We start from the raw sequence: 16664 nt of genomic DNA, 5'->3' as shown, positions 1-16664 counted from the left end.
TGCGACATTTCCCGCATCGGGCGCGCGCGGACGGCCGACACGCCGGGGCGGCCGGATTGTCGGAGGCGGCGGCTAGCCTGCGCGCATGACCGGCCCCGGAGACGTCCCACCCGAGCACCTCGACCGCCTGCGCCCGGTCTGTCTCGGCCTGCCGGAGACCTACGAGGAACCGGCCTGGGTGGGCGTGCGGTGGCGCGTGCGCGGCCGCACGTTCGCCCACGTGCTCACCGTCGACCCCGGCCACCAGGCGGCGTACGCGCGGGCCGCGGCGACCGACGAGCCGGTCTGCGTGATGACGTTCCGCTCCCCCGGCGACGAGATCGCCGGGCTGCTCGCGGCCGGGCCGCACTTCTTCAAGCCGGACTGGGCCGCCGACGTGGTCGGCCTGCGGCTGGACGCGGAGACGGACTGGACCGAGGTCGCCGAGCTGCTCACCGAGAGCTACTGCGTGCTGGCCCCGAAGAAGCTGGTCGCGCTGGTGGACCGGCCGGGCTGAGTCAGCCCAGCTTCTTGCGCAGCGTCTCGAACGCCAGGTCCGGCCGCAGCGGCACGCCGAAGCGCTCGTCGCCGTACGGGAACGGGCTCAGTTCGCCGGTGCGGGCGTAGCCGCGCCGCTCGTACCAGGCGATGAGGTCGTCGCGCTGGACGATGACCGTCATCCGCATCTCACCGGCGTGCCACTGCTCGGCCGCGTAGCGCTCGGCCTCGGCCAGCAGCTCCCGGCCCAGGCCGCCGCCCTGCCGGCCGGGCGCCACAGCGAACATCCCGAAGTAGACGTGGTCGTCGCGGTGCTCCAGCTGGCAGCAGGCGAGCAGGTCGCCGCCCCGCTCGGCGACGAGCACCACACCGTCCGGGCCGGTGACCGCCGTGGTTACCATCTCCGGGTCGGTGCGCTGCCCGGCCAGCAGGTCCGCCTCGTGGGTCCAGCCCTGCCGGCTGCGCTCGCCCCGGTACGCCGACTCGATCAGGTCGACGAGGGCCGGCACGTCCTCGGGGCGGGCGACCCGGACGGTACGGGGTGCGGGGCTGGTCATGGCGGTTCTCCACGGTCGCTGCGACGTACCTGCTCAGCGTACGCACGCGGGTGTCCCGGACGGCGGCCGGGACCACCGGGCGGGACGGTTCGTGGTTCACTGCCGGGCATGGAGACGGCAGTCGGCGCGGCGGGCCTGCCCGCGATGCTCGACCTGCCGGCCGGGCCGGTCCGCGGCGGCCTGGTGGTGCTGCACGGCTCGCACGCCGGCGAGCGCTCGTACTTCCTCTACGAGCATCTGGCGCGGCTGCTGCCTCCGGCCGGGGTGGCGGTGCTGCGCTACGACCGTCGCCCACGGCCCGGTGGGCGCGACGTGCCACTGGCCGAGCAGGCCGAGGACGCGACGGCGGCGCTCACCGAGCTGCGCCGGCACGTCGGGGCGGTCCCGCTCGGGCTGTGGGGTTTCAGCCAGGGCGCGTGGGCGGCGGCCCTGACCGCGACCCGGCATCCGGTCGACTTCCTGGTCCTGGTCGGGTGCAGCGCGGTGAGCCCGGCGGTCCAGATGCGCTACGGCACGGCCGAGCAGTTGCGCCGGCACGGCTACGGCCCGGCCGATCTCACCGAGCTGGCCGAGCTGCGCCGGCTGGCAGAGGGCTTCCAGCGCGGCGAGGTGCCGCGGCCGGTGGCGCAGGCGGCACTGGACGCGGCGGCGCGACGCCGCTGGTTCCCGCTGGCGTTCCTGCCCGACGAGTTGCCCGCCACGCCGGGCACCTGGACCGACATGGACTACGACCCGGCGCCGGTGCTGGCGCGGCTGACCGGCCCGGTGCTGCTCTGCTACGGCGAGACGGACGCGTGGATCCCGATCGAGGAGAGCCTCGCGGTGTGGCGGCGGGCGGCGTGCGACGCGGAGCTGACGGTTGCCCGGCTGGCCGGCTGCGACCACGCCCCCACGCTCGGCGAGGGCGAGGATCTGGACAGCGTCAGCCCGCAGTACGAGCGGGTGCTGCTGGGCTGGCTGGACCGGCTGCTGCCGCCGGCCGGCTGAGCGGGCGGCCGGCTGAGCGGGCGGCCGGTTCCGGCTCCAATTGTCCGCGCGCCGCGCCGCCGCTGACCGCTAGCCTGCCGGGCATGGACGCCGACCTGCCCACGTTCGAGTTCGCCTTTCCCGGCCCGCTGCGCGACAAGCTCGTCGCCGCTGTGCTCGACGGGAGCAAGACCACCACCACCGGTCTGCTCCAGGACTACGAGATCGACGGTGAGCCGCTGCCGGCGGTCGGCGCCCGCTCGGCCGTGCTCGACTCCGACAACCGTCCGGTGGCGGTGATCGAGCTGGTGGAGGTCCGTGTCGCCCGCCTCGGCGACGTCGACCTCGACCACGCGCGCGACGAGGGCGAGGGCCACGAGTCGGTGGCCGCCTGGCGCGCCGGCCACGAGCGGTTCTGGCACGGCGACGACTACCGCGGCTGGCTCGGCGACCCCACGTTCACCGTCGACGACGACACCCCGGCGGTGCTGGAACGCTTCCGCCTGGTCGAGACGCTCTGACCGCGGGCCCGGCCGGCCGGGCTCAGGAGGCGGCGAGCCAGGCGCGCAGCTGGTCGCCGTGTTCGTCCAGCTCCGGTGGCGGCAGGTCGTAGCGGGGCGGGGTGCCGGACAGGCCGATCGGGTTGCGGATCCCCGGCACCCCACCGGCCGTCACCACCGGCTCCAGGCCCAGCCCCTCCGCCAGCGCCACTCCCTCGGCCACCGAGTTGATCGGGCTGCACGGCACACCGGCCGCCCGCAGCTCGGCGAACCAGTCCGCGCTGCCGCGCCGGGACAGCGCCGCCACCAGCAGCGGGCGCAGCTCGTCGCGGTGCGCGACGCGGTCGGCGTTGCGGCCGAACCGCGCGTCGTCGGCCAGCCCCGGCACGCCGAGCACCCGGCAGAGGGTACGGAACTGAGCGTCGTTCCCGGCGATCACCACCAGCTCGCCGTCGGCGGTGGGCAGCGGCTCGTACGGCACGATGCTCGGGTGCGCGTTGCCCATCCGGTGCGGCGCCGCTCCCCCCGCGACGTGCGCGCTGGTGTGGTTGACCAGCCCGGACAGCGCCGAGGAGAGCAGGTCCACAGTGACGTGCTGACCGCGCCCGGTCTCCTCCCGGTGCCGCAGCGCGGCGAGGATGCCGACCGCCGCGTGCAGTCCGGCGATCACGTCGAAGACGGCCACCCCCGCCTTGTACGGTGGGCCGTCGGCGTCACCGGTGAGGCTCATCAGCCCGGCGGCGGCCTGCACCATCAGGTCGTACCCGGGCAGGTCGGCGCCCCCGGCGTCGCCGAAGCCGCTGATCGAGGCGTACACCAGGCGGGCGTTGCGGGCGGTGACGGTGTCGTGGTCAAGGCCGAAGCGGCGCAGCGCGCCCGGGCGGAAGTTCTGGATCAGCACGTCGGCGCGGTCGGCCAGCCGGTGCGCAAGCGTCAGGTCGCCCGGGTCGGTCAGGTCCAGCGCCAGTGACCGCTTGTTGCGGTTGACCGCCAGGTAGTAGGTGGAGACGTCGTCGCGGACCGGGGGCCGCCAGTCGCGGGTGTCGTCGCCGCCCGGGGGCTCCACCTTGACCACGTCCGCACCCAGATCGGCCAGGAGCATCGTCGCGTACGGCCCGGCGAGGATCCGGGAGAAGTCGGCGACCAGCACCCCGCGCAACGGACCCGACATGCGGCACCTCCCTCGCCGCCGCCCACGATGACACATACCCGACGGCGTGCCCGGCGGGGGTGGCCCAGCCGGTTAGGGTCGCGGTACATCGGCGGCCATACCGGGAAGGGGTGCCCGTGTCGCTGCTCAGCCGGCTCGCCGAGACCACCGACGAGCGACCCGGGGCGGTCCGGGTCGGCGACCGTTCGCTGTCCCGGGTGGAGCTGCGCCGCGCGGCCACCGCCGTCGCCGACGACCTGCGCGGCGCGACCCGGGTGGCGGTGCCCGCCACGGCGAGCCTGGAGACCGTGGTCGGCGTGGTCGGCGGGCTGCTCGCCGGCGCGGCGGTGGTGCCGGTGCCGCCGGACGCCGGCCCGATGGAACGCGATCACATCCTGCGCGACTCCGGCGCGGAACTGCTGCTCGCGCCGCCGGACGTACCGGACACCGACGCCGCCGCGCCGCCGGTCGTACCGCTGGACCTGGCGCGTCGCTCGGACACCACACTCCCCGAGCCCGATCCGGCGACCACCGCGCTGATCCTCTACACCTCCGGCACCACCGGCGCGCCGAAGGGCGCGGTGCTGTCGCGCCGCGCGGTCGCCGCCTGCCTGGACGGGCTCGCCGACGCCTGGGCCTGGACCCCGGACGACGTGCTGGCACACGGCCTGCCGCTGTTCCACGTGCACGGGCTGGTGCTCGGCGTGCTCGGCCCGCTGCGCGTCGGCAGCCGGCTGCACCACGTCGGCCGGCCCCACCCCGAGCGGTACGCGGCGGCAGGCGCCTCGCTGTACTTCGGCGTACCCACGATCTGGTCCCGGATCGCGGCGCGCCCCGCGGCGGCGCGGGCGCTGCGCGGTGCCCGGCTGCTCGTGTCCGGCAGCGCCGCTCTGCCCGAACCTGTCTTCGCGGCGCTGGCCGGGCTGACCGGGCACCAGCCGCTGGAGCGGTACGGCATGACCGAGACCCTCGTCACGGTGAGCGCCCGCGCCGACGGTCCCCGGCGGCCCGGCACCGTGGGCGTGCCGCTGCCCGGCGTGCGGACGCGGGTGGTGGACGAGCACGGCGGCCCGCTGCCGGCCGACGGCGCCGCGATGGGTGAGCTTCAGGTGCGCGGCGGCACGCTCTTCGACGGCTACCTGAACCGGCCGGACGCCGACGCGGCCAGCCGCACGGCGGACGGCTGGTTCCGCACCGGCGACGTCGCGCTCGTCGGCCGGGACGGCGTCCACCGGATCGTCGGGCGGGCCGCCACCGACCTGATCAAGAGCGGCGGGTACCGGATCGGGGCCGGTGAGGTGGAGGACGCGCTGCTGGCGCATCCGGGGGTACGGGAGGCGGCGGTGGTCGGCACGCCCCACCCCGACCTGGGGCAACAGGTCACCGCGTACGTGGTGGGCGACGGCGTGGCCGAGGCGGAGCTGATCGACTTCGTGGCGCGGCACCTGTCCGCGCACAAACGCCCCCGGCAGGTACGGCTGGTAAGCGCGCTGCCCCGCAACGCGATGGGCAAGGTGCAGAAGTCCCGGCTGACCGGGGCGTGACCCGCACCCCGCCGGGAACCAGCGCGGCGCTCCCGACGACTATCCCTACATGGCGTGTGAGCAGTGGCGGGAGATCCTGTCGGCACAGTTAGACGGTGAGGCGTCCGCGTCGGAGATCGAGGCGGCCGAGGCCCACCTGACCGGCTGCGCCGGCTGCCGTGGCTGGTTCGACTCCGCGGCGTCGGTGATCCGGCGGGTCCGTACGCAGCTCGCCCCGCGGGTGCCCGACCTGGTCGACGCGGTGCTGGCCGCCGCGCCGCCGCCCCGGCCCAGCCGCCGCCACCGGATCACGCTGGGGCTGCGCGGGGCGCTCGGCCTGCTCGGCGCGGTGCAGCTCGTGCTCGGCCTGACCCAGATCGGCCGGGAGGCGGTCGTCACCCACGCGCACGCCTCCGGCCAGCACCTGTGGCACGAGTCGGCGGCGTGGAACGTGGCGGTCGGCGCCGGATTCCTCTACGTGGCGACGCGCCGGTCCACCCCGTCCGGCCTGTTGCCGATGCTCAGCGCGTTCGTCGCCACGCTGGTGCTGCTGTCGGTGAACGACCTGATCATCGGACAGGTGGAGATGACCCGGCTGGTCAGCCACGGCTTCCTGCTGGTCGGCTGGGCCGTGATGCTGGTGCTGTCCCGGCTCGGCCGCCGTCCCGGCGACACGCCACCCGGGCAGCGCCGGTCGGACGGCTCGCGGTGGGCGCTGCGAATCGAGGAACCGCCCGCGCCCGCGCCGCTGCGGCTGGTGCCGCCCGGCCCGTACCCCGCACAGGCCCGCGACCGGCGCGCCGCCTGACGACCCGCCGCGCGAGCCCCGCCTGCCGGCGGGCTGTGCCAGCGGTCGAGGCGGCGGGTCGCGATCTCAGCGGGCCCGGCGGTCGCGGGCGTCGCCGGACCAGGCGGCGACCAGGTCCTCGCGGGCGCGGGCCACGCGGGAGCGGATGGTGCCCACCGGGCAGCCGCACACCTCGGCCGCCTCGGCGTAGGACAGGCCGAGCACCTGGGTGGCCACGAACGCCTCCCGCCGGTCCGGCGCCAGCGCGGCGATGAGACCACGCAACACCACCCCGTCGTCCCCGCCGCCGGTCACCGCGCCGGCCGCCTCGGCGGCGGTCTGCCAGTCCGGCAGCGCCGCCAGCCGGGGCCGGGTGGTCGCCGTCCGCACGTGGTCCACCGCGACCCGGCGGGCGATGGTGAAGATCCAGGTACGCGCCGACGACCGGCCCGCGAAGCCCGGCAGGCTGCGCAGCGCCCGCAGGAACGTCTCCTGGGCGAGGTCGTCGGCCTCGGCCGGCCCGGCCAGGTGGGCGAGGAAACGCCACACCGGCACCTGGAGGGCCCGGACGAAGGCGGCGGCGGCCAGCCGGTCGCCCCGGGCGGCGCGCCGCGCCCAGCCGGTGACCTGCTCGTCGTCGGCGTCCGGTCTCATCCGCGGCCGGTCCGCCGGTCCGGCATGCTCATGCCGGACGGTACGGATAAGAGCCCCGCTCGGTTCATCAGTGGCGTCCCTCCTGCCGGCAAGGCGGTACCGGCCGCCCCTCGGTTGGTCGGCCGTCGCAGGGACAAAGTTCCCGGGACATGGTCAGTCTTCGACGGACACTGTGACCGGCCCGACCCGCAGCACGCCGTCGGTGAGCGGGGCGCACCGGATGCCGGCGCGGCGGCGCATCGCCTTCCACGTACCGGGCTCGACCACCACGTCCAGCCAGGCGCAGGGCGGCGCGGCCCGATGCGCCCGCAGCCGGACCGGACCGTCGCCGGAGTCGAGCGTGAGCACCCGGCCCACCAGGTCGTCCACCGGAATGCCCTCGGTCAGCACGTTGCGCCGCAGCTGGGTGAGGTCCGTGCCGGGCGGCAGTGACTCCCGCGCGATCAGCGTGACGCTCGCCTCCCGGTGCGCGGGACGGCCGAAGTAGCGGTCACCGACGATGCCGAGTCCGGCGCGTACCCGCACCTGGTCGACCAGTTCGCCGGGTGGCGCCGGGGCGGGTCCGTCCGCCGGACGGCCCACGTACCGGTGCACCGGCGAGGCCAGCAACTGGACGATCCTCGGCATGCCCGAAGTGTAGTAGCGGGCATAACATCGCCAAACCGGACGATAGCCACGTTCACGTATCCGCCCTGGTCACGGCCCGTTGTACGGGGTGTGACGGCGAGGCGACCAGAAGCGATCGGAGCTCATCCGCGACGGCGGCTGGCCTGGGCGCGGCGCGAGAACGAGCGCCGGCGTCAGGCGTACGAGACGGCGGCCCGGACCTGGCGCCGCCGCGCGGAGCACCTCGACCGGCTGGCGATCGAGGCGGCCGGCTTCCGGGGCTGCGCGCTGCCGGGCACCGCACTGCCGGTGCCGCTGGACGAAGGTGAGGTCGTCTACCGCATCCTGTCCGCCGTCGACCTGGTCGAGGCCACCGCCCGGCACGTGCCCGGACTACCCGCGCCCGGCCGCACCCTCACCGGCCGTCTCGGCCCGGCCGACGGCCCGCTACCGGCCGGGCTGCGCGTGGTCGACAGCGGTGCCGCCGTGGTGACCGACCGGCGGGTGACCTTCGCCGGGCGCGACGTCCGGCGGGACTGGCCCCTGCGGGACCTGCACGGCCTCGGGCACCACAGCGACCGCCCGGTCACCCTGCTCCACGGCACCGACGGCGGCGCACCGGCGGGACTGCGCGTACCGGCGCCGGGCGCGGCGAACGCCCGGTTCTACCTCACCCTGGCCCACGCCGACGCCACCGGCACACGGCAAGCGGTCGTCGAGGACATCGACACGCTGCGGTCCGCCCACCGGGCCGCCCGTCCCCGGCCACCCCGTCCGCTCGGTCCGTGGGACGCCCCGGCCGAACCGGCACTCCCCCGGCGGCTGGTGGCGGCGGGCGTCGCGGCGGTGGCCGTGCTGCTCGGCGTCACGTCCGCCGGCACCTGGAGCGCCACCGCCGGGCAGACCGACCCGGCGCGCCGGCCCGCGTCCCACCCGGCGGGCACGTCCACCACGGCAGCCGCGCCGCCGGCACAGCCCACGGCCACTCCGGCGTCGCCCTCGACACCCCCGCCGACCCGGCCCGCACCGCGACCGGAGCCCTTCCCGAATCCCGCGACGTGGTCGGATCCGGCAGCGCGGCCGGGTACGCGAGTCCTCACCACCGCGCCACCTGTAGCCGGACCGCCACCGTCGCACCCCGGCAACCGCCCGCCGGCACGCGCCGATCCGTCCACCCCGCCGGCCGCCCAGGCGACCTCGGCGCCGACCGCGAGCCCCACGGGTGATCCGGGCACGACCGGAGCGCCAAGCCCGACAGCAGAGCCGAGCCCCACCCCCTCACCCGAGCCGCCCCGACCCTGATGTCCCCGCCGATCACCCCGGCCGCCGCCCCGGCCTCAGATCCCCGGTGAACCCGACCCCTTCCCGACCTGCTCCCCCGTCCCCCGTCCCCCGTCCCCGTCGATCTTGCACTTTCGGCCCCCAGGACGCCGGATTCGCCCCATATGGGGGGGGCCGAAAGTGCAAGATCGCGAGGAGAGGGGGTGAGGGCGGGGTAAGGGTCAGGAGGGCTGGGGGGTCAGCAGGTAGTCGCCGTCTTCGGGGCTCCAGCGCAGCTCCACCGCGCCGCCGGTGGCGGCGGCCTTGCAGAACTGGAGGAAGCTGCGGTAGCCGAGCTTCTTCTCGCTGAAGTCCGGCCGGGCCCGCCGGAGCTGGTCCTTCAGGCCGGACAGCGCCACCGCGCCACCGTCCGCGGCGAGGTCCACCACCACGGAGCGGAGCAGCCCGAACGCGACCTCCCGGTCCCCCTGTTCGGGAAGCGACACCTCCGGATCGCCCTTCGCCGGCCCGGCGGCCAGCTCCACCACGTTGTGCGCCGCGAGATGACGCAGCAGTTCGCCGAAGGTACGGAAGCCGTAGTCGGACTCGCTGAACGTCGGGTCCTTGCGGAGCAGCGCACGTTTGAGCGCGGACGCGGTCACGTCGCCGCTGGAGCTGCCCTGCATGCCGGCCACCGTCTGCACGAGCTGCACGGCGAGCGTGTCGACGTCCCGCGCCGACTCGTCCTCGGCCGGGACGGTCTCCACCGCCGGCTCGGGCGCCGGCTCCGCCGGTGAGGGCCGGGCCGGGCGCGACCGGCGGGCGGCCGGGGGCGGCACGTCCACACCTTCCAGGCGGTCGTAGTAGAGGAACTCGTCGCAGGCCGGGGGCAGCAGCGCGGAGGTGGACTTCTCCACCCCGACGCCGATCACCCGCTTGTTGAGTTCGCGCAGCTTGTGCACGAGCGGGGTGAAGTCGCTGTCGCCGGTGCAGATCACGAACGTGGAGATGTAGCCGCGCTCGAACGCCAGCTCGACCGCGTCCACCGCCATCTTGATGTCCGCGGCGTTCTTGCGCGAGGCGCCCATCCGCTGCGGGATCTCGATCAGCTCGACGTGTGAGCGGGTGAGCATCCGGCGGTCCTCGTCGAAGTACGACCAGTCGGCGTACGCCCGGCGCACCACCACGCGCCCCCGCTCGGCGAGCGCGTCGGCGATCGGCCGGAAGTCGAACGGCCGGCCGCCGTGATGGTCCCGTACGCCGAGGGCCAGGTTTTCGTAGTCGAGGAACAGCGCGATCCGGTCTTCGTGATCCACACTGGCAGCCTAGCCCGGCCGGAGCGCCGGACCGGTCAGCGCCGCTCGTCCCGGTAGACGGTCTCGCGGCGGGCCACGCGCTGGATCGCGTAGCTGGCGACCAGCAGCAACAGCGCGAGCGCCACCTCGACACCGGCGATGGTGCCGTTGGCGACGGTGAGACCGAGCAACAGCAGGATCAGCCCGACGACGGCGAGCAGTCCCGCCAGCAACAGCCGGTTGCGCCGTCGCGCCGACCGCTGCGTGTCGTGTCCGCTCACGCCGTCCGCCTCTCCCCGGCTCCGTTTTTCCGATCCTAGGCGCTGGTCACCGCCGGGGCAGCGGATCACGACGGCCGGGGGCCGGACACTGACGCGTCCGGCCCCCGGTGTCACGGCGGCGGTCAGTGGATCGGGATCGGCGCGGGGCGCTTGTCCTCCCCCGTCTCGCCGTCGAGCAGGTGCGAGGGCTCCCGGCGGCGGGGCAGGAACGCAGCCGGGACGAACGTCAGCAGCACCAGGCCGAAGGCGACCCAGAACGTGGTGGAGAAGGAGCTCGCCGCGTAGTCGAGCCCGCGTTCGATCAGCGACGGCGGAACCGGGAACTGCTGGAGCAACTCGGGCCGCTGCTGGGTGGCGATGGCGAGCTGCGCCTCGGTCAGCGTGGCGCCGGTGCCCGGGTCGACGGCGCCGGGGATCGGCCGCGAGCCGTTCAGCTCGCTGGTGAGGATGACCGACATGACCGCGGCGCCCACCGAACCGCCGATCTGCTGGAGGATGTTGACGAGCGTGGAACCGCGCGCCACCTCCGCCGCGCTGAGCGTCTTCAGCGCCGAGGTCATGATCGGCATCATCGTGCCGCCCATGCCGAGGCCCATCACGAACAGCGAGCCGCAGAGCAGCCAGTACGACGTGTCGGTGCCGAGCTGGGTGAAGGTGAAGAACCCGGCCGCGATGAGCACGAGCGCGAACGGCACCGTACGGCCGACCGGCACGCGATCGGCGAGCATGCCGGCGATCGGCATGGTCAGCATCGCGCCGATGCCCTGCGGTGCGATCAGCAGGCCCGCCGTCAGCGTCGTCTCGCCGCGCACCTGGAGGAAGTAGCTCGGGAACAGCAGGCCGGCACCCATGAACGCGATGATGAAGACGAACATGGTGACGGCGGCGATGGTCAGGTTGCGGTTGCGGAAGAGCCGCAGGTCGAGCAGCGGGTGCCGGGGCCGGAACGAGTAGAGCACGAAGGCGACCACGAGCGCGCCACCGACGAGCATCGGCAGCCAGACCTTGGTGTCGGCGACGGTGCCGGTCTCGGGCAGCGTGGAGATGCCGTAGAGGAACAGCGCGAGACCGGGCGAGAGCATGAGCATGCCGAGGAAGTCGAACGACTCGGACGGCTCGGCGTTGTCCCTGGGCAGCGCCAGCTGGGCGTAGACCAGGGCGACCAGGCCGATCGGCAGGTTGATCAGGAAGATCCAGTGCCAGCTCGCGACGTCGATCAGCCAGCCGCCGAGGATCGGGCCGGTGATCGGGCCGAGCAGCATCGGGATGCCGAGCACCGCCATCAGGCGGCCGATGCGGTGCGGGCCGGCGGCCCGGGTCATGATCGTCATGCCGAGCGGCATGAGCATGCCGCCGCCGAGGCCCTGGACGACCCGCCAGGCGATCAGCTCGCCGATCGAGTCGGCAGTGGCGCAGAGCCCGGAGCCGATGGTGAACAGCGCCAGCGCCACCATGTAGAGGCGTTTCGTGCCGAACCGGTCGGCGGCCCAGCCGCTGAGCGGGATGACGGTGGCCAGCGCGAGCGTGTAGCCGGTCATGGTCCACGCGACGCGGGCGTACGAGGCGTCGAACTCGCTCTGGAACGTCGGCAGCGCCACGCTGACGACTGTCACGTCGAGGATCGACATGATCGCACCGAGCACGACGACGCCGGCCACCTTGAGTACGGCGGCGTCGAGCTTCGTCGACGTCGCGACGGGTTGGTGTGTCACTGACGGTCTCCTGGGGATCCGGTCCGGCACTTCGAGGCGGTGGCGGCGCCGCGCGCCGTGGGCGGAGCGCGGGCGGAACGCGCGGCGGGGCGACGTCCGGGCGACAGCGTAGCGATGACCTGGGACAGCACGCGGCCGGTTTTGCCCAGAGGCGAACCGCGGTGCTGCGGCAGGCGGCCGCCCCGGCGGCCCCGGGCGCTCCGGCGGCTCGCGGAAAGGGCTGGTGCGCGCCGGTTCGCGACTGTTGTCGGGGCGGGACGGGCGGCGGCGACCGTGACGAAGGTCATGCCCTCACCCGGGCCGCCGCTCAGCGCAGCCCGGCCATCAGTTCGACCTCGGCCGTCCGGGAACGGTCGATGCGGCGGGCTAGGTCGCGTACCCGTTCGCTGGTCCCGGCGGTGACCTGGGCGCGGGCCAGGTCGGCGGCGGTGCGCTGGTGCCGGCTCAGCACGTCGCGCAGCACCCGGTCGGCGTCGGCGGGCGCGGCGGCGCGCAGCCGGGCCAGTCCGGCGGCGGCGTCGCTGTGTCCGGAGTGGTCGTGCCGGGCGGCAGCGGCGGCTGACGGGCCGGCCTCGCGCAGCCATCGGCGCATGGTGGCCAGTTCGTCGGTCTCGGTGGCCCGGACGGCGGCGGCGAGCGTGCGCAGCCGCGGGTCACCGGCGCGGTCGAGGCCGAGCCGGACGATCTCCAGCGTCTGCTCGGTGTGCGCCACCATCATGGCCAGGAACAGCGCGTCGATCCCACTCACCGTGGCATCCGGGCCGGACGGGACCGAAGCCGTGGCGGACGGGGCCGGCGGGGACGGATCGGCGGCGGGCGGCCCGCCGCAACCGGTCAGGGCCAGCAGCGCCGCGAGCAGTGCCGTGGCCGGGCCGACGGCGGGCGCGCGGCGGAGCCGGGGAACGGCCGGCTCCGCCGCGCGGGTACGCGGGCTCAGATCTGCTGCCACAGCGCCGGAACGTTCGGCGGTTCCCAGCCGGCGATGGCGGTGTGCGCCTGGCGACAGCGGTAGCCGCGGCCGTCGTAGGTGACCGTGTCGCCGACCTGGTAGGCCCGCCCAGCGGTCCACGTCCCGCCCGGCGCCGGGGTGCTGGTCCGGGTGGGTGTGGGCGACGGCGCGGGCGTGGTGGGCGCCGCGGTCGGGGTGGGCGACGGGGTGGGGTTGCCGCCTCCGCCGCCGATCTGGAGGTCGACGCAGGAGTAGAACGCGTTGGCGGTGTCGGAGATGTTCCATATCGCCAGCAGCTTCTGCCGGCCGGAGAAACCGCCCAGGCCGACCGTGTGGGACACGGTCGCGCCGGGTTGGCGGCCCCCGCCGTCGACGACCGCGACGCGGGTGCCGCCGATCCAGTACTCCCAGTTGGCGGTGGCGTGCCGGGCGGTGTTGACCCAGGTGAACGTGACGGTGCTGCCGACGGAGGTGGCCGGCCAGTTGCGGCTGTCGTCGTTGAGTACCGCGAACTGGGCGATGCCGGCGTGGCAGCTCCGCAGACCCTTGGGGCCCTCGACGCTCTGCGGTTCGTACTTGATCTGGCCGCAGTCGGGCACCCGGTTCTGCGCGCAGAGCGCCTGCCGGCTGGGTGGCGAGGAGACGTAGCCGTGGGCCTGCGCGGGTGCGGCGAGCGCGAGCGTGCCGGTGACGGCACCGGCGGTGAGCAGCGGGAGGGTGATTCTTCGACGCATGGTGGCAACTCCTTCGGGCGGAACGGAAGGTGCCCCGAACATAAATTAAACATTCTTAACAGTAAAGACTCCTATCTATAAATTAAGTCCTGCACGACCGGCGCCGGGCGTATGATCCTGATCGATGGCTCGCCGCGCGGAGCCGACCGTCGTTCCTGGGCATCCCGCCGCCGCAAGGCGTCCGGGAGGACGACGCAGACCGGGCATCGCCTCGTCGTCCCACTCCCCGGAGGACACCCCCACATGAGGAGATCCACCGCGTTCGCGGCCAGCCTGCTGCTTGTCGCCGCCGCGCTCAGCACCGTCGGCGGGCCGGTCGCCGCCGACCCCGCCGACCCGGTCACCGTCACGGTGAACACCCGCGCCGGGCTGGCCACCGTCCCGGCCACCGCGCTCGGCGTCAACCACGCCATCTGGGACTCGCAGCTCGGCAGCGCCGAGACGTCCGACCTGCTCAAGGCCGCGGGCGTGAAGATGCTGCGCTACCCCGGCGGCTCGTACGCCGACATCTACCACTGGGAGACCCACACCGCGCCCGGCGGCCACGTCGCCCCGAACACCGACTTCGACACGTTCATGGCCGGTGCCCGCCGCATCGGCGCCCAGCCGATGATCATCGCGAACTACGGCACCGGCACGCCCGCCGAGGCGGCGGCGTGGGTCCGCTACGCCAACGTCACAAAAGGCTACGGCGCGAAGTGGTGGACAGTCGGCAACGAGAACTACGGCAACGGCCACTACGGCTCGGCCTGGGAGGCCGACGACCACCCGGACAAGAGCGCCACCCAGTACGCACGGCTGGTGGTCGAGTACGCCGACGCGATGAAGGCGGTCGACCCGAGCATCAAGGTCGGCGCGGTGCTCACCATGCCCGGCAACTGGCCGGACGGGATCACCGCCGGATCCGACCCGGGGCCGTGGAACCAGACGGTGCTCTCCCTCGCCGGTCCGAAGATCGACTTCGTGGACGTGCACTGGTACCCGGGCGGCAACGCCGCCGACTCGCTGGCCCGGACCAACCATCTGCCCGACGCGGCCTGGCTGCTGCGCCAGCAGATCGCCCGGTACGCCGGCCCCGGGGCGGACCGGATCGGGATCAGCTTCACCGAGCTGAACGTGGACGCCGGTCGCACCACGGCGCCGGGCGCGCTGTTCCTCGCCGACGCCTACAGCGGCCTGCTGGAGCAGGGCGTGTTCACGGTGCAGTGGTGGAACGTGCACAACGGCATCGGCACGGTCTCCGAGGTGGCCGGGCAGACCGACTACGGCGACTTCGGGCTGCTGTCCAGCGGCAACTGCACGAACGACGGCGAGGTGTGCCAGCCGGCGTTCAACACGCCGTTCGCGCCGTACCACGCGTTGTCCATGATGAACCTGTTCGCCCGGCCCGGTGACCAGCTCGTCCGCGCCGGAACCGACCAGCCGCTGGTGGCCGCGCACGCGGTCCGCCGGCCGGACGGCAGCCTCGCGGTCCTGCTGCTCAACAAGGACCCGGAGAACGCACACCCGGTGGCGCTCGACTACGCCGGGTTCACCCCGGCCGACGAGGCGCCAACAGTGCACACGTTCACCAACGGCGCGACCGCGATCAGCACCGCCCGCGCCGGCAGCGCGGCGGCGCGGACGCTGCCGCCGTACTCGCTCACCACGCTCGTGCTGCGACCGGCCGGCAGCTCGGCCGGGCGGCCCGGCGCCCCGGGCCGGCCGACGGCGAGCGCGGTGACCGACCGCGCGGCGACCATCTCCTGGCCGGCGGCCACGCCGGGCGCGTCGCCGATCGCCAAGTACGAGGTGCACCGGCAGTACGGGGCGGTGAGCGAGCAGCTCGGCGAGACCGCCGGAACGTCCCTCACGGTGGGCAACCTCGAACCGGGCGCCCGCTACACGGTCAACGTGCTGGCCCGGGACACGGCCGGACAGGTCTCCTGGTCGTCGCCACCGCTGACGTTCGCCACCGGCAGCCCGGCCGAGAGCTCCTGCGCGGTGCGGTTCAACGACGACAACGACTGGGGCAACGGGTACGTGGCGAACGTCGAGGTGATCAACACGGGCGCGAAGGCCGTCGACGGCTGGACGCTGACCTGGACCTGGCCGACGGCCTGGCAGCAGGTGAGCAGCGGGTGGAGCGCCACCTGGGACCAGCAGGGCCGCGACGTCCGGGTGACGCCCACCGCCGACAACCGGCGGCTCGCCGCCGACGGCGGGAGCACGACTGTGGGCTTCGTCGGCGCGTACAGCGGGCCGAACGTGCCGCCGGCGGCGTTCCGCCTCAACGGCACGGTCTGCACGCTGCGCTGAGGAGTCCTCAGCCGCGGCCGGGTGGCCGCAGCCGTACGTCGGCCGCCGCCGGGACCTTCGGGTTCCGGCGGTGGCCGGCTCGCCGGGGCGCCGGCACCACGTGCGGGCGCACCGGTCCGGACGGGAGCGTGGGCGGTTCCGGCACGGCCGTCGGCAGGACGGCCAGGATCGCCACGAGCAGCACCACCGCGACGACACCGTCGAGCCAGTAGTGGTTGCCGGTGACCACGACCACGAGCGCTGTCGCCAGGGGGTGGAGCAGCCAGAGCCAGCGGAGGCGTCCGGTGGTGACCGCCATCAGCGCCAGCGCGATCGCCAGCGCCCAGCCCACGTGCAGCGACGGCATGGCCGCGTACTGGTTGCTGAGCTGGTCGGTGTCGGGGGGACCGTAGACGCTCGGGCCGAACCGGGTGCCGGTGTCGACCATCCCGGTGAGCGCGGTCAGCCGGGGCGGCGCGAGCGGAATGCAGACGTGGAGCACCAGCGCCACCGCCGTGAGCGACGCCAGGGCGCGGCGCAGCCGCAGGTAGTGGGCCGGGCGGCGCAGCCAGAGCCAGACCAGGCAGAGCACGGTGGCCGGGAAGTGCATGTAGGCGTAGTACGAGTTGGCGACGCGTACCAGCAGCTCCTGCGACAGCAGCGGCCCCTGCACGAGCATCTCGTCGGGCAGGCGCAGCAGCCGTTCCAGCCGCCAGACCCACTCGCCGTTTGCCAGGGCCACCTCGGCGTGCCCGGCCACCACCTGCCGGCCCGCCTTGTAGGCCAGGAAGAGCACGGCGACCAGCGCCAGCTCACGCGCGGCCCGCTGCCATACGGCGAGACGGGTGGGCGCGGTCCGCGTGACGTCCACGGCTCCTCCTTCGGTTCGTCCCCGCATGGGCCAGGGCCGCCGCCGGGGTCGGCGACGGCCCTGGG

Annotated in this window: 17 protein-coding genes; 7 read left to right on the top strand and 10 right to left on the bottom strand. The window is 74.4% G+C overall.

Annotated elements, in window-relative coordinates; all coding sequences use genetic code 11:
- Positions 1 to 85: 85 nt before the first annotated feature.
- A complete protein-coding gene (locus AB0B20_RS23775) occupies positions 86 to 496 on the top strand; it encodes an MmcQ/YjbR family DNA-binding protein (RefSeq protein ID WP_357384461.1) in 411 nt (136 codons plus the stop codon).
- A 1-nt stretch (position 497) separates the two neighbouring features.
- Here the strand turns inward: AB0B20_RS23775 and AB0B20_RS23770 are convergent, their stop codons facing one another.
- Positions 498 to 1034 (bottom strand): GNAT family N-acetyltransferase, encoded by a 537-nt coding sequence (locus AB0B20_RS23770; RefSeq protein WP_357384459.1) that lies wholly within the window; start codon positions 1032 to 1034, stop codon positions 498 to 500.
- A 108-nt stretch (positions 1035 to 1142) separates the two neighbouring features.
- On the opposite strand from AB0B20_RS23770, the gene AB0B20_RS23765 reads away from it, so the two are divergent.
- Complete coding sequence (locus tag AB0B20_RS23765) at positions 1143 to 2021, top strand: alpha/beta hydrolase (protein WP_357473507.1); 879 nt, start codon at positions 1143 to 1145, stop codon at positions 2019 to 2021.
- An 83-nt stretch (positions 2022 to 2104) separates the two neighbouring features.
- On the top strand, positions 2105 to 2521 hold the full coding sequence (locus tag AB0B20_RS23760) for an ASCH domain-containing protein (RefSeq protein WP_357384455.1): 417 nt from the start codon (positions 2105 to 2107) through the stop codon (positions 2519 to 2521).
- A gap of 22 nt (positions 2522 to 2543) precedes the next feature.
- On the opposite strand, the gene AB0B20_RS23755 is transcribed toward AB0B20_RS23760, so the two are convergent.
- On the bottom strand, positions 2544 to 3671 hold the full coding sequence (locus AB0B20_RS23755) for a CoA transferase (protein ID WP_357473504.1): 1128 nt from the start codon (positions 3669 to 3671) through the stop codon (positions 2544 to 2546).
- A 116-nt stretch (positions 3672 to 3787) separates the two neighbouring features.
- Between AB0B20_RS23755 and AB0B20_RS23750 the strand changes: the two genes are divergently transcribed.
- Positions 3788 to 5194 carry an acyl-CoA synthetase gene (locus AB0B20_RS23750; protein WP_357384451.1) on the top strand — a complete coding sequence of 469 codons (1407 nt, stop codon included), beginning with the start codon at positions 3788 to 3790 and terminating at the stop codon, positions 5192 to 5194.
- Positions 5195 to 5243: 49 nt separating this feature from the next.
- Positions 5244 to 5981 carry a zf-HC2 domain-containing protein gene (locus AB0B20_RS23745; RefSeq protein WP_357384449.1) on the top strand — a complete coding sequence of 246 codons (738 nt, stop codon included), beginning with the start codon at positions 5244 to 5246 and terminating at the stop codon, positions 5979 to 5981.
- A gap of 66 nt (positions 5982 to 6047) precedes the next feature.
- On the opposite strand, the gene AB0B20_RS23740 is transcribed toward AB0B20_RS23745, so the two are convergent.
- Positions 6048 to 6614: a sigma-70 family RNA polymerase sigma factor gene (locus AB0B20_RS23740; protein WP_357384447.1), complete on the bottom strand. Its 567-nt coding sequence runs from the start codon at positions 6612 to 6614 to the stop codon at positions 6048 to 6050.
- A 153-nt stretch (positions 6615 to 6767) separates the two neighbouring features.
- Complete coding sequence (locus tag AB0B20_RS23735) at positions 6768 to 7241, bottom strand: molybdenum cofactor biosysynthesis protein (RefSeq protein WP_357384445.1); 474 nt, start codon at positions 7239 to 7241, stop codon at positions 6768 to 6770.
- A gap of 90 nt (positions 7242 to 7331) precedes the next feature.
- Between AB0B20_RS23735 and AB0B20_RS23730 the strand changes: the two genes are divergently transcribed.
- The gene (locus AB0B20_RS23730) at positions 7332 to 8522 is read left to right on the top strand and encodes a hypothetical protein (protein WP_357384443.1); all 1191 of its coding nucleotides are present in this window, start codon (positions 7332 to 7334) and stop codon (positions 8520 to 8522) included.
- Positions 8523 to 8722: 200 nt separating this feature from the next.
- Here AB0B20_RS23730 and AB0B20_RS23725 read toward each other — a convergent pair whose 3' ends face one another.
- The 5 genes from AB0B20_RS23725 to AB0B20_RS23705 form a co-directional block, all read right to left on the bottom strand.
- Positions 8723 to 9796, bottom strand: coding sequence for a PIN domain-containing protein (locus tag AB0B20_RS23725; protein ID WP_357384441.1), 1074 nt, complete (start codon positions 9794 to 9796; stop codon positions 8723 to 8725).
- A 35-nt stretch (positions 9797 to 9831) separates the two neighbouring features.
- On the bottom strand, positions 9832 to 10056 hold the full coding sequence (locus AB0B20_RS23720; RefSeq protein WP_357384439.1) for a hypothetical protein: 225 nt from the start codon (positions 10054 to 10056) through the stop codon (positions 9832 to 9834).
- Between the two features lie 122 nt (positions 10057 to 10178).
- Entirely contained in the window at positions 10179 to 11768 is a 1590-nt protein-coding gene (locus AB0B20_RS23715) for a DHA2 family efflux MFS transporter permease subunit (protein ID WP_357384437.1), read from the bottom strand.
- 307 nt (positions 11769 to 12075) lie between these two features.
- Positions 12076 to 12717, bottom strand: coding sequence for a DUF305 domain-containing protein (locus AB0B20_RS23710; protein ID WP_357473500.1), 642 nt, complete (start codon positions 12715 to 12717; stop codon positions 12076 to 12078).
- Positions 12702 to 13451 (bottom strand): lytic polysaccharide monooxygenase, encoded by a 750-nt coding sequence (locus AB0B20_RS23705; RefSeq protein ID WP_357384433.1) that lies wholly within the window; start codon positions 13449 to 13451, stop codon positions 12702 to 12704. The genes AB0B20_RS23710 and AB0B20_RS23705 overlap by 16 nt, the downstream gene beginning before the upstream one ends.
- A gap of 243 nt (positions 13452 to 13694) precedes the next feature.
- On the opposite strand from AB0B20_RS23705, the gene AB0B20_RS23700 reads away from it, so the two are divergent.
- Entirely contained in the window at positions 13695 to 15749 is a 2055-nt protein-coding gene (locus AB0B20_RS23700; RefSeq protein WP_357473497.1) for a cellulose binding domain-containing protein, read from the top strand.
- Between the two features lie 7 nt (positions 15750 to 15756).
- On the opposite strand, the gene AB0B20_RS23695 is transcribed toward AB0B20_RS23700, so the two are convergent.
- Positions 15757 to 16599, bottom strand: a complete 843-nt coding sequence (locus tag AB0B20_RS23695) for a phosphatase PAP2 family protein (RefSeq protein ID WP_357384429.1) — start codon at positions 16597 to 16599, stop codon at positions 15757 to 15759.
- Between the last annotated feature and the right edge of the window lie 65 nt (positions 16600 to 16664).

It is taken from the genome of Micromonospora sp. NPDC049151, from assembly GCF_040648395.1.
GTDB lineage: Bacteria > Actinomycetota > Actinomycetes > Mycobacteriales > Micromonosporaceae > Micromonospora.
The sequence above is the reverse complement of the archived record's forward strand: the minus strand, read 5'-3'. Positions and strand labels throughout refer to the sequence as shown.